Annotated in this window: 12 protein-coding genes; 4 read left to right on the top strand and 8 right to left on the bottom strand. The window is 66.5% G+C overall.

Annotated elements, in window-relative coordinates:
- The first annotated feature begins 20 nt into the window (after positions 1–20).
- A complete protein-coding gene (locus J2S97_RS10325; RefSeq protein ID WP_307049031.1) occupies positions 21–374 on the top strand; it encodes a GNAT family N-acetyltransferase in 354 nt (117 codons plus the stop codon).
- 131 nt (positions 375–505) lie between these two features.
- On the opposite strand, the gene J2S97_RS10320 is transcribed toward J2S97_RS10325, so the two are convergent.
- The 4 genes from J2S97_RS10320 to J2S97_RS10305 all read right to left on the bottom strand — a co-directional run bounded on the left by J2S97_RS10320 (position 506) and on the right by J2S97_RS10305 (position 6,329).
- Complete coding sequence (locus J2S97_RS10320; protein ID WP_307049028.1) at positions 506–1,984, bottom strand: HNH endonuclease signature motif containing protein; 1,479 nt, start codon at positions 1,982–1,984, stop codon at positions 506–508.
- Positions 1,985–2,142: 158 nt separating this feature from the next.
- Entirely contained in the window at positions 2,143–3,192 is a 1,050-nt protein-coding gene (locus J2S97_RS10315; RefSeq protein ID WP_307049027.1) for a glycerophosphodiester phosphodiesterase family protein, read from the bottom strand.
- 53 nt (positions 3,193–3,245) lie between these two features.
- Positions 3,246–4,901 (bottom strand): serine hydrolase domain-containing protein, encoded by a 1,656-nt coding sequence (locus tag J2S97_RS10310; protein WP_307049024.1) that lies wholly within the window; start codon positions 4,899–4,901, stop codon positions 3,246–3,248.
- 87 nt (positions 4,902–4,988) lie between these two features.
- Positions 4,989–6,329, bottom strand: coding sequence for an amidohydrolase family protein (locus tag J2S97_RS10305; protein ID WP_307049022.1), 1,341 nt, complete (start codon positions 6,327–6,329; stop codon positions 4,989–4,991).
- Positions 6,330–6,640: 311 nt separating this feature from the next.
- On the opposite strand from J2S97_RS10305, the gene J2S97_RS10300 reads away from it, so the two are divergent.
- The gene (locus tag J2S97_RS10300; protein WP_307049020.1) at positions 6,641–7,498 is read left to right on the top strand and encodes an alpha/beta fold hydrolase; all 858 of its coding nucleotides are present in this window, start codon (positions 6,641–6,643) and stop codon (positions 7,496–7,498) included.
- Between the two features lie 5 nt (positions 7,499–7,503).
- On the opposite strand, the gene J2S97_RS10295 is transcribed toward J2S97_RS10300, so the two are convergent.
- The 4 genes from J2S97_RS10295 to ctaD all read right to left on the bottom strand — a co-directional run bounded on the left by J2S97_RS10295 (position 7,504) and on the right by ctaD (position 10,486).
- Positions 7,504–7,827 (bottom strand): hypothetical protein, encoded by a 324-nt coding sequence (locus tag J2S97_RS10295; protein WP_307049018.1) that lies wholly within the window; start codon positions 7,825–7,827, stop codon positions 7,504–7,506.
- A 3-nt stretch (positions 7,828–7,830) separates the two neighbouring features.
- Positions 7,831–8,100, bottom strand: a complete 270-nt coding sequence (locus J2S97_RS10290; RefSeq protein ID WP_307049016.1) for a helix-turn-helix domain-containing protein — start codon at positions 8,098–8,100, stop codon at positions 7,831–7,833.
- Positions 8,100–8,600, bottom strand: coding sequence for a DUF2975 domain-containing protein (locus J2S97_RS10285; protein ID WP_307049014.1), 501 nt, complete (start codon positions 8,598–8,600; stop codon positions 8,100–8,102). The genes J2S97_RS10290 and J2S97_RS10285 overlap by 1 nt, the downstream gene beginning before the upstream one ends.
- Positions 8,601–8,731: 131 nt before the next feature.
- A complete protein-coding gene (ctaD, locus tag J2S97_RS10280; RefSeq protein ID WP_307049013.1) occupies positions 8,732–10,486 on the bottom strand; it encodes an aa3-type cytochrome oxidase subunit I in 1,755 nt (584 codons plus the stop codon).
- A gap of 202 nt (positions 10,487–10,688) precedes the next feature.
- On the opposite strand from ctaD, the gene J2S97_RS10275 reads away from it, so the two are divergent.
- Complete coding sequence (locus J2S97_RS10275; protein ID WP_307049011.1) at positions 10,689–11,024, top strand: cupin domain-containing protein; 336 nt, start codon at positions 10,689–10,691, stop codon at positions 11,022–11,024.
- 193 nt (positions 11,025–11,217) lie between these two features.
- Entirely contained in the window at positions 11,218–12,576 is a 1,359-nt protein-coding gene (locus tag J2S97_RS10270; RefSeq protein ID WP_307049008.1) for an MFS transporter, read from the top strand.
- Positions 12,577–12,596 lie beyond the last annotated feature (20 nt).

Genomic DNA, 12,596 nt, shown 5'->3' with positions numbered 1-12,596 from the left:
GCCCGATCAAGGAGATCCCGATGACTGAAGCCACCATCCACCACAACCCGGACCGCGAGCGCTTTGAAGTGCTCGTTGCCGGCAACGTGATCGGCAAGGCCGTGTACAAAACGTACGGCGCCGGTGACTCACCACAGCGGATTTTCTACCACACCGTGATTAATGAGGAATACGGCGGCCAGGGGCTCGCTGGCCGTTTGGCCACCGTGGCACTGGACGAAACGGTCGCCGCCGGGATCAACATTGTGCCGGTGTGCCCGTACATCAAAAAGTTCCTCACCAAGCACCCCGAGTACGCCGGCAGCACCACAGCCACCACGCCGGCGCACCTCGAGTTCCTCAGCGAGGCCTTGGCGGCGCGCGCCCGGGCTTAGCGCGCGCCCGAGCTTAGCCGGCGCCCGGGCTTAGCCGGCGCCCGGGGGCTTCCGCGCACGGGCAGGCTGGCAAGGCAACCGTGTTGGGCGTTGAAAGCGACGCGCGCCCTAAGCGACGACGTGCGGTGCCGCTAGGCTGCGATCCACGTTTCCCAATCCGGCAGCGTGTCAACGGGCAAGTCTGCGCCGGTGACGTGGTCCGTCCTTTGGGGTGGGTCTGTCCCCTGGGCGTGTTCAGTCCCGTCGGCATGATGGGCAATGCCGGGTGGCCCTGCGGCGGCGGGCATCCAGGGTGGTTCCCAGTCGTGCCTTTCGCTGGAGTAGCGTCGCCCCGAAGGCGCCACCCAGCCGGGCGGCGCGTCGCGACTTGCCCCGATGGGTTTCCAACCGGTGGTGTGCCTGAGCCGGTGGTGCTTCCGGCACGGCTGGCCGAGGTTGGAGATCCCCGTAGCGCCACCTTTGTGCCAGGCCAGGACGTGATCCGCCTCAGTATCGAGGGATTGGTTGTTGCAGCCAGGGAAAGGGCATTTGCCGTCACGGAGGCGCAGCCATTGGCGCATAGCCGCCGTGATGCGGTAGCTGGTGCGTCCGATCTCCAGCGGCGCGCCGGTGCCAGGTTCGGTGAGGACGCGGTGGAACGAAGCGGCGCCATCTGCGACCAGCCGGCGGGCCATACTGGGCGGAATCGGGCCGTAACCATCCAGAACGGCGGGTTCTTCGGTGGCGCCCAGGAGCGAAAGCGCGGGTACCGTGACCAGGACCTGCGCATTCGGCGACGGGACACCTTCAGCGACGCCGGCGAGTAGCCACGCGGCGGCGGTGTCTGCACGGAGCTGCGAGAGGTTCCGCTGCTCTGCCGGGCCTTGGAGGGCCCTGGCTGCGGCGGTGGAACGCTGCCAGATGGAAGCAGCGGCGTCGGCAGGCAGGTAGGCGGAGAGCCAGGCCATGCCGTCCCGGTCCGGGGTGTATTCCAGCCGCCGGTCCAGTGCGCTGGTGCGGTGGCGCTGTTCGATGCTGACAGGATGATGGCGCTCCCGCCAACTGCGTGCTTTGGCTCGGAAACGCGAGGGCACCAGGTCGCCGGCCGGGCACCCCCGCGCCGGGTTCACGGCGTCAGGATCCAGGAAATGCGCCTCCAGTGCAGCGGCAGCGGCCGGGTGGACATCAGTGGTTTCGTCCACCAGGATCCGTGCATGCTGCCATGAAATGGACCCGGCCTGCAGGGCAGCGAGCGTCAGCGGCAGGGCCGTGGTGAGTTGCCGGGCTTCCTCCAGGAAAGCTCCCGCGGTCCTTTCGCTGACGGTCAGAACGCAGGCCAGTTCGGCAACCATGCCCATCTCAGCGGCGGACTGCTCCTGGGGCGACACCGCCGGGGACGCCATGGCCCTGGTCGCCTCGACAAACGTGGCAGTCAGCCGGACTTTGAGGGCCGCACTCCGGGCATCCCTGCGGGCCACCTCAGCCAGCCCGTCCAGGCAGTCGTCGGCCAGCTGCCGCAAAGGATCGGAGCCCGATGCTCCGGTTGGCTGTGGACCATCGCACAGGCGGTACAGCGCAGCAACGGACGCCGCTTCGGCGTTTAGCTCGTCAACTGCTGCGGTGCTTTCCATACACACAAGTTTGGCTCGAGGGTCTGACATTTTTAGGGTTACCGCGGACACCTAGATGACGGCCCGCGGTGCCGCGGCGGCGGCCCTGCCGCCTTACCGGGCCGCCCGCCGTCGTGCTTTCCTGCTCCCCGTGCCTTCCTGCTGCGCGTGCTTTCTTGCTAAACCTGAGGCCCGTAGGCCTTCGGCAGCTTCAGCCCACGCTGTTCCATGAGCGTGCGCAGGCGGGTGGGGTAGTCGGTGATGATGCCGTCCACGCCCAGGTCCATGAGCTGCGCCATGTCCGCCGTGGTGTTCACGGTCCACGGAATGACCGGCAGGCCCAGCTGATGGGCCTCGGCGATCAGCTCCGGGGTGACGGAGCGGAACGTGGGGGAGACGACGTCGTACCCCTGGGCTGCCGCCGCTTTGGCGAGCGAACCGTCGTAGTCGTCAATGTCGATGCCGCCTAGGTTGGGGCTGGCGCCCGGCTGGCCCACCTGCAGCCAGGCATCACCGCTGGACAGGGCCACAAGCGGGAGCTGCGGGGCGATCTTCCTGGTCAGGTTCAGCGAGGACCAGTCGAACGACTGCACGCTGGTGCGCTCCGACACGCCGGCCTTGTAGATCTCGATGACCGCGGCCTTGGTGAGCGCTTCCATCCCCGCGCCGCCGACCATGCTGGATTCCACCTTGGTCTCCACGTTGAAGCGGACCTTCGCGGCTCCGTAGTCCCTGGCCAGCTGGAAGACGTCCTTGAGCTCGGCGATCCGGTTGCCTTCGATCACGTCCTGCTCCGGGTAGCCGGGCAACTGGGCGTGGCCGCAGTTGAGCGTCTTGACCTGTGCCAGGGTCAGTTCCGCCACGGGGTCGCCCACGTAGGGGTATTCGGCGTCGCCCGGGGTGGCCGGTGCACTGTCCAGGCACTTGCTGGCCTGGATGGTGTCGTCATGCCACACGATGACCTTGCCGTCCTCGGTCAGGTGCGTGTCCAGTTCCAGCGTGGTCACGCCCAACCTGAGCGAGTTGCCGAACGCTGCCAGGGATTCCTCCGTCCACTCACCACGGCCGCCGCGGTGGGACTGCAGGTCGAAGGAGCCGTTACGTTCGTTGGTCTTGAGGGCGGCGTTCGACGTCGGCGCGGCGGCCTCCGCAGCAGGTGCGGCGACGGCGGGACTCGCCAGCGAACCGATGAGCGCGGCAGCGGCCGCGGCAGTCAGGATTGTGCGCATGTGGTTCCTCCTGGATGACAGGTCCCCGGCCGTGCGCCGGTGACCCGTCCACGCTAGGCAGGCGAGGTGGACTGCGGCCTGCCGGGAGCTGGACCGGAGGTAAACACCCTGGCGAGCAGGAGGACAGTTCGGGGGAGCGGCCAGATAATGGCCAGCGCCAGCACCGGCACCAGCGAGATTCCGACGTCGGGGAACTGGCGGACGATAACGGCCAGATGCGTTTCGAACCGGCTGGGCGCGTAGATGAAGCACAGCCACAGTGCAAACACGTCGAGGGCGAGCGCCGTGACGGCATAAGCCAGCAGGGACCACCGCTTTCGGGCCGGGGCCAGTTTTCGGAACGTGCCTGTCCGGAACACGACAGTGAGCGCCAGGGCCAGGCTCAGCAGTTCGGCCAGCAGCAGGGCCAGCGATACCATCCAGCTGTAGCGCTGAAGCCAGTCCTCCTGGACCACCGTCGGCGTCGGGGGGTGCCCGTGCAGAATCCGCAGGACGTTGCTGTCCAGGGCCTTGAGCCGTGAGGGGGCCGAGGTGTCGTTGGCGTTGACCATCAGGGCGACGCCTATGCCCGAAGCCGGAACAATGGCCTTGAAGGTATGGGTGTTTCCCCATTCCCCCTGATGCTCAAGGACCAGTGGCACGTCGCCCCCGCTATCGGCTGGTTCCAGGAGTGGCCGGGTGAACCACCCCATGGCGTACTCTTTGGACCCGTCTACGCGGGCGCGCGGGGTGAGCAGCGCAGCCACGCTTTCCGGCTGGAGGATGCTGCGGCCGCCGTACCGTCCCTCGCTCAGGAGTGCGGCAAGCTCATGGCCGATGTCCTCGGCTGACGCGTACATGGTGGTGGATGGCATGCCGGCGGAGGGAGCGGGAACGTCGGTCTGGCGCCAGAATGCGCTGAACCAGAGCGAATAGCCGGCGGCCGCATTGTCAGCGCGGGCAGCCTCCCGGGTGGTATGGCTGTGAGCCATGCCCAGGGGCCCAAAAACGTGCTGCTCCATATAGTCCCCGAACGGCTGGCCGGTGACCGTCTGGACCAGGAGGCCCAGGACATTGAAGTTGGCACTGGCGTACCGGAACCCTTCACCCGGCGCTCCGGCCAGCGGGGAACCGGACAGGGCGCGGACACCTTCCTCGATGGCCTCCGGCCCCTGGGCATCGGAGGCTTCGAAGGCGGTGTCCCCCGAAGCCATGCCGCTGGACTGGTGGAGCAAATGGCGAACCGTGATTGACGCGGATCGGCTGTCCTTCAGGGTAAACCACGGAAGGTAGGTCCGCACCGGCTCGTCCAACAGCAGCCGGCCCGCCTCAACCTGCTGCATCACGGCAATGGCTGTCAGTGACTTGCTGGTGGACGCCAGCAGCACCGGAGTCTGCGCGGTCATCGCGCGGCCGGAGTCATCGGCCCGGCCAAAAGCCGCAGAGTGCACCTGCACGCCGTCCTTGATGACGGCGATGGCCGCACCCGGAATCCCGAGGACGTCCAGCTGCTCCCGGAGGAAGGCATCAACCGCGTCATATTTCGGGTCCGGCGATGCAGGCGTCGCTGGCGCGGGTGCGTCAGGTGCCGCAGGCGCAGCAGGTGTGGTTGCCGACGCCCGGGTCGGGACTGCCGTCAGGCTGACTGTGCCGGCAAGAACGCCGGCAGCTATGCCGGCCGTGAGGAGGCACGACAGGAACCAGCGCGCTGACCACGTCGTACTTCCCATGCCCGTACCTGCAACTCGGCTACCGTCCTTTCACGGTAGGGCCTGGCCAGGTGGAAGACAACGCCTCCTGGAAGACAACGCCTCCGCTCAGAGTCCGTTGCGGACCAAGGCTCCCTGGGCCACGACGACGCTGACTTTCTCCAGGGCAGCAGCGTCCGCCAAGGGATCGGCGTCCACCACGATGGCGTCGGCGAAGGAACCGCGCACCAGCCGGCCGGCAGTGTCGCTCCAGCCGAGCAGCCTGGCGGCGTGGACCGTCGCGGACCGCAAGGCCTCCAGCGGGGAGAGCCCAGCCTCGGCGAGGAGGCGCGCTTCGGTTCCGATCGGCGTCACGTCGGTCCCGAAGGAGTCGGTGCCGGCCACGATCGTCACGCCGGCGTCCTGCGCGGCACGGACGGCTGCCTGGAGAATCGGCGTGTACTCCTTGCCGCGCGCGGCCAGGACCGGGTTGGGGGAGGCGGCCATGCTGGTGATGGCATCCATGGTGGGCGTGAAGTACGTTCCGCGGCGGGCCATCTCGGCGATTGTCTGCTCGGTGACGAAGACGCCGTGCTCGATGCTTCGCACCCCGGCCTGGACGGCGCCGTCGATCCCCTCGGCGCTGTAGGCGTGGCACAGGACGCCGGCGCCCTTGGCCGCCTTGACCACGGCGGAAAGCTGCTCGTAGTTGTAGACCAGTTCGCGCGGGTCCTGCTCCGGCAGCCCGGCGCGGGGGTTGGCGCGGGTCTTGATGACCTCGGCTCCGCGCTTGAGGTTGACCCGGGTCAGGTAGGCGAGGTCCGCTGTCTCCTTGACTCCCCCGGAGAGGGTGGCCAGCGGCGCTAGGTCGGGGTCCGCGAGGAGGGAGTCACCCAATTCCGGAGAGATGAACAATCCGGCGGGCAGCATACGCGGTGAGACGCCGGGCGCCCAGTCCGGAAGCGCCGCCAGCGCGACGTCCTGGTAGTAGCTGCTCGAACCGCTCCTGACGCTGGTCGCGCCGCCCTGCAGGATGGCGCGGGCATCGGCGAACGCGTTCGCGTGGACATGCACGTCGATGAGTCCGGGGAGCACCCAGCGGCCTGAGGCGTTGAGGACGCGGGCGCGGCCGGCGACGGCAGCCACAGCCTTTCGCGTGGCGTCCCGGCTTCCGACGGCGGCGACCCTGCCGCCGTCGAGCACCAGCACGCCGTCTGCGACGGCGTCACCCGTCTTGGGATCCACGATGGTGCCGCCCTCGATGATCAAGGGCGGGTGCGCGATGGGGCTGCCCGGGTAGTTGGTCCCGGACGGGCGCTCTGCGGCGTGTGCAGCCGGGGCCCCGCCGAGCTGGGCGGCGATGCTCGCAACGGAAATTCCGGCGAGGGCAGCGGCGCCGGCCAGGATGCCGCGGCGCGGGACTTCGGCCGGGACCTGCGGGGCAGAGGTGTGGTCGTGAAGGCACATCATTGTCTCCTTGGGGGAAGCCGCCCTTGGGGGCGAACACGGGGTACTTAAACGGTACTTGGTATTCCAAACTACGGCCACAGTCTCCGTGGAAGTTACGGCGCTGAGGCCCAATGATGTCTGAAATACCAGTGGCCATATCAGTTTCTCATCTGTTTGCCGCGCCAAGGCGATGGATAGGAACCGCGTTTGGTATTCCAGAGTCCAGTCGACGTCTGCGTTCCAAGAAGCGACCGCAACGCTTTCCTCCAGCCCGGCGCAACTCAGTGCCATGCTTAAGGCGTCCGCGTTGCCTCAAGCTGAGGGATGAAGCCATGGCCGAAACTGCTGATGCCGTCCTGCACGATGGAACGACCATTGCCGTCTCCATTCACGGAGACGGACCCCCGCTCCTGTTACCCGCCAGCCTTGCAACACACCCGCCGGCGGAAGCCGAAACACTTCGGCAGTGGGGCGGCGACCCGGACCTCGGACCCAACCTGGTGAACGGTTTGGAGAGTTCAAACCGGGTCATCGTGGCGGACTACGAAGGTCACCGAATGGCGCACCCTGCACCGGACACGCTCACCCCGGAGAATGTGGCCGCCGATTTCCTGGCCATCGCCGATGCCGCCGGCGCCGAGGGCTTCGCGTACTACGGCTATTCCTGGCTGGCGTTGAGCGGCCTGCAGCTCGCGATCCGCACCGACCGTCTCCGGGCGCTCGCCATAGGCGGATTCCCGCCCCTCGACGGGCCGTACACGAGCATGCTGGCGGTGACCAGGGCTGCGCATGCGGCGGCAGCCCAACCGGCTGATCCTGACTTGCCGGCCGTTGCACCCGAGCCGGGTGACTGGGATTCGGCCGCGATCCAAACCAGCGTTGCGCAAACCCGCCAGTTCGTGACTCTCTACGAAGCGCTGCAGGACTTCGACGATTCTGCCGCCGTCCTGCCCCCTGGCTTGCCGCGGCTCGCCTTCGCCGGCGCGGCCGACCGGATCGACTATGCGCCTAGGTGGGGCGGCGTCCAGGTGCTGATCGGTGAGCCCCTGGCCGCGCACAAGGAGGCACTCATCAAGGCCGGATGGGACGTCGAGATACTTCCGGGCCTGGACCACCTGGCGGCGATGAACAGTTCAGTGGTGTTGCCCATCCTGACTGGCTGGCTCCGAAAGGTCGGCTGGGTGAAGTAGCTGGGCTAGTGGGCGGAGCGCCGGTTGCGCGCCTGGTTCACGAGCCGGGTGAAGGCATAGAGGAAGGCCGCCTCAATCAGCACCATCAGCGCGAGCATCAGCCACTCGCCCTGGCTGACGAAGAAGACGGCGCCCAGGAGGACCAGCACGGTTCCGAGGACCAGGGTGTACACGGCGAATCCGAGGGCCACCCTTGCGCTGCGGACTCCGGTCCGGAAGCCAAAGCCCATGGGCTCACCGCCGGGGTAGCCCTCGACGCGGTCCGGAGCTCCGGGCTTGAGACTGTCGAACTCGTCCCAGAGGTCCCTGTCCTGATCCTGGTTGGCCATAACTCAATTATCCCGCGAATCAGGCTCCTGTCCGCCGTCGTTGGCGGCGGACGCCAGGTCCTCCACATCCTCGGGTTCCCACCGCAGCAGGTCCCCGGGCTGGCACCCAAGCACCTCGCACAGGGCCTCGAGCGTTGTGAAGCGCACAGCTTTTGCCCGGCCGTTCTTGAGCACCGCCAGGTTGGCAGGGGTGATCCCCACACGGTCCGCGAGCGTACCCACGGGCATCTTACGCTTGGCCAGCATCACGTCAATGTCCACGATGATCGGCATCAGATCACCTCATCCAGTTCGTCCTGGAGGTGTTTGGCTTCGGCATCGCGGGCAACTGCCTGCGCCAGCAGCATGCGCAGCACGACGACGACCAGGGCCACGCCGGCGACCAGCACGCCCGCCCCGCCGATCAGGAGGACGACGCCGGGGGCCACGCTTTCGCCCGGAGCGAGGACGACGCCGAGCCCGAAGGTGAGCAAGGAAGCCGCCGCGACGGCGCCGGCCACCACATCGACGTAGCGGAACGCTGCGTGCGAGAACACGGTTCCGCGCCGCACCATCGTCAGGAGGCGCCAGACGCAGACCATGGTGACCTGGATGGTCACGATGCCCAGCAGAACGATCACGATGACCGGGGTGCTGACGGCGGCAATGTCCGGGCTGAAGTCCTCGTTCAGGTCACGGGCCAGCAGGGGCACCATCACAGCCTGCACGAACACCGAGCCGGCGAGTGCCAGCGCGAGGACAATCCGCAGCGCGACGACGGTCAGCTTTCCCATCGGAGTCTCCTTATATGTCGTTTATCAGTGAGATAGTATCGATAAACGACAGGTCGGGCAAGCGCCTAGGCAGCAGTCGCGGAGGTAAGCCAATGGGGCAGCGCTAAGGGCGAGGTTCCTCAGCCAAGCAGTTACTCGTCCGGGTCAGGACTCCGAACGTCCTTCTCACCGATATCCGCCGCCCCGAGGACGTCGGCCGCTGGCGAATGCGTGGTTTCGTGTTCGCGCACCCGGAGCTCCGGGTGGTGGAGGTCCAGGGCAGGACGCTCCGAACGGATGCGCGGCAGGGAGGTGAAGTTGTGTCGCGGCGGCGGGCATGACGTGGCCCACTCCAGCGAGGCACCGAAGCCCCAGGGATCGTCCACCTCAACCTTTTCGGTGCTGCGCCAGGTGATGTAGACGTTCCAGAAGAACGGAATCAGCGAGGCGCCCAGCAGGTAGGAGGAGATGGTGGAGAACTGGTTCATCCAGATGAAGTTGTCCTGCGGCATGTAGTCGGCGTAGCGGCGGGGCATGCCCTCGACACCGAGCCAGTGCTGGATCAGGAAGGTTCCGTGGAACCCGAGGAACAGCATCCAGAAGTGGATCTTGCCCAGGCGTTCGTTGAGCATCTTGCCGGTCCACTTCGGCCACCAGAAGTAGAAACCGGCGAACATGGCGAACACCACGGTGCCGAACACCACGTAGTGGAAGTGTGCCACCACGAAGTAGGAGTCCGAAACGTGGAAGTCCAGCGGCGGCGAAGCCAGGATGATGCCGGTCAGCCCGCCGAAGAGGAAGGTCGCCAGGAAGCCGATGCTCCACAGCATGGGTGTCTCAAAGGTGAGGGAGCCGCCCCACATGGTGCCGATCCAGTTGAAGAACTTCACACCGGTCGGTACGGCGATCAGCATCGTCATGAAAGCGAAGAACGGCAGCATGACCGAGCCGGTCACGTACATGTGATGCGCCCACACGGTCACGGACAGCGCCGCGATGGCGATGGTCGCGTAGACGAGGCCCTTGTAGCCGAAGATCGGCTTGCGGCTGAAGACCGGGAAGACCTCGGAGACAATGCCGAAGAACGGCAGGGCGATGATGTACACCTCGGGGTGGCCGAAGAACCAGAACAGGTGCTGCCAGAGGACGGCGCCGCCGTTCTCCGGGTCGTAGATGTGCGCACCAAACTTGCGGTCGGCGCCAAGGGCGAACAGGGCTGCTGCCAGCGGCGGGAAGGCCATGATCACCAGGATGGCCGTCACCAGCGTGTTCCAGGTGAAGATCGGCATGCGCCACATGGTCATGCCCGGGGCACGCATGCAGATGATGGTGGTGATGAAGTTGACCGCACCGAGGATGGTGCCGAAGCCCGAGAGCGCGAGGCCAAAGACCCAGAGGTCACCGCCGACGCCAGGCGTGAACGTCGTGTTATTCAGCGGCGCATAGGCAAACCATCCAAAAGCGGCAGCACCCTGCGGGGTGATGAAGCCGGAGACCGCGATCGTGGAACCAAAGAGGAAGAACCAGAAGGCCAGTGCGTTCAGTCGCGGGAAGGCGACGTCGGGGGCGCCGATCTGCAGCGGCATGATGACGTTGGCGAAGCCCGCGAACAGCGGCGTTGCGAACATCAGCAGCATCACCGTGCCGTGCATGGTGAACAGCTGGTTGTACTGCTCCTTGGTCTGCAGAACCTGCATGCCCGGCTCGAAGAGCTCGGCGCGGATCAGCAGGGCCATGACGCCGCCCAGGCAGAAGAACACAAAGGACGCGATCAGGTACAAATACCCGATGGTCTTATGGTCGGTTGTGGTGATCCAGTTGACGACGATGCGTCCCTTGCGCTTCGGCACCACCTGGGGGTGGGCGGTGTGCGCCGCAGTTCCGGAGACGTAATCATAAGTGGCCATGACCGGCTCTTTCCCGTCGTGCATCCAGTGCCGCCGCGTGGCTTCAGCAGCTCGTCCCTTCCGGGCTGTGCACAGGGTCCGGAAGGAAACCTCATCCCCGAAGTAGGTCCCGGAGGGAGGTGGGATCTTTCTTCGAATTTACTGACGGCGGATCGTGCTGTCCAGAGCTTGTGCTGGCTGTGCTTCTGAGTACGGTGGCCTCATGCAGAAAATTTCGATCGACGCCCTGGCCCGGCAGCAGCTTGCGGCTGCCCTGGCCGCGAGCAACGGACGGGCTGCCGACACCGTCTACGGCGGACACGAGAAGGTGCTCCGCCAGACCGTCATGGCGCTCAAGGCCGGCACGCAGCTGAGCGAGCACCAGAACCCCGGTGACGCCACAGTCTTTGTCCTTCAAGGGAGCCTCCGGCTGCGGGCCGGCGAGAACTCCTGGGACGGGAAGCCCGGTGACCTGCTGATCGTCCCGGAGGGGCTGCACAGCCTGGAGGCCGAAGAGGACTCGGCGTTCCTGTTCACGGTGGCGAAGGCCGCGAAATAGGGCTGAGGCCTCCTTAACCTTTCCGCGGGCCCAACTGACTCGCAGTTCGGGCCCAACTGACTCGCAGTTAACGTCGCCAAAAGCGCTTTTGACGACGTTAACTGCGAGTCAGTTGGGGACGAAGCTCGGCCGTGCCACGCCAGCACTGTAACCAAGTTCGGCCTCCTGCACCCCAGTGCGCAAGACTGTTTCCGTGAGCAACAAACCCCGGACAGCCCTCGCCGTCGCAGGCCTCAGCCTGGGCACGTCGCTGAACCCGCTGAACTCGTCAATGATCGCCGTCGCCCTGGTGGTGCTGCGGACGGATTTCGGGCTCGACGTCGCCACGGTCACCTGGGTGATCACCGCCTTCTACCTCACCTCCGCGGCGGGCCAGCCGCTGATGGGCCGGCTGGCGGACCGCTTCGGTCCACGGCGCCTGTTCACGTTCGGGATGGTGCTGGTGGCGGTGACCTGCGCGCTGGCTCCGTTCGCGCCGAACTTCGCCCTGCTGTGTGTCGCCCGGGCATTCATGGCGCTCGGCACGGCCACCGCGTACCCGAGCGCCGTCGTCATCGTCGGAGCACTGGCCAAGACGGCCAACGTGAAGTCCACCCGGCCGCTCGGCCGGATCCAGATGGCCAATACGTCCGCGGCGGCAGTGGGCCCGGTGGTGGGCGGCTTGCTCGTGAGCCTGGTGGGATGGCAGGCGTTGTTCCTGATCAACGTGCCGTTGTCCCTTGGAGCAATGCTCGTCGTCTGGAAGTTCGCCCCCATGGACGAGGACCGCGAGCGCGGGAGGGCCGTCGAGCTGCTGCGCGATTCGGACATCCCCGGCATCTTGGGCTTCGTCGGATCCCTGATGCTCACCATGATGGCGCTGCTGAACGTGCTGCCGGACGCGCGCTGGTGGCTGCTCGCCGGCGGAACTGTGTTGGCGGGACTGTTCGTCTGGCGGGAGCTGAAGTTCAGCCCGCCGTTCCTGGACCTGCGGCTGCTCGGCCGGAACCGGCCGCTGCTGCTGGTCTACCTGGGCTTCGCCGTGTTCAACGGCATCTACTACTTCGCGTTCTTCGGCCTGCCGCAGCTGCTGCAGGAAGCGGCCGGCTACGATCCCGGCGTCGTGGGTCTGCTGATGTTGCCGCTGGCAGCGATGTCCGTGATCGCGACGCCGTTCGCGGTCCGCGCGATCGAACGATTCGGGGTGCGGCGGGTGCTGATTGCCGGGGTGCTGTTCCTGGTGGCCGCCGCGGGGACCATGTGGCTGCTGACTGCTTCATTCGCCATCCCGCTGGTGCTGGTGCTCACCGCGCTGATGGGGATTCCGTGGAGCGTGGTGAGCATCGCCTCCAGCCAGGGCATGTACGTCTCCACCCAGCCGCAAGAACGCGGGGTGGCCGCGGGCATCTTCCAGACTTGCCGCTACCTCGGCGCCATCACGGCGACGGTGATGATCGGCATTTTCTACGGGAGCGGCGTGAACCAGGCCAACTGGGGCCTGATGGTGATCGCCATGTTGGTGCTGGGCGGCGTCGCGTTCGGCGTCACGCTGCTGTGGCGGGAGCGGAAATAAGCTGCCGAAGCAGGGCTGAA

The organism is Arthrobacter oryzae (genome assembly GCF_030812315.1).
Classification (GTDB): domain Bacteria; phylum Actinomycetota; class Actinomycetes; order Actinomycetales; family Micrococcaceae; genus Arthrobacter; species Arthrobacter oryzae_B.
The sequence above is the reverse complement of the archived record's forward strand: the minus strand, read 5'-3'. Positions and strand labels throughout refer to the sequence as shown.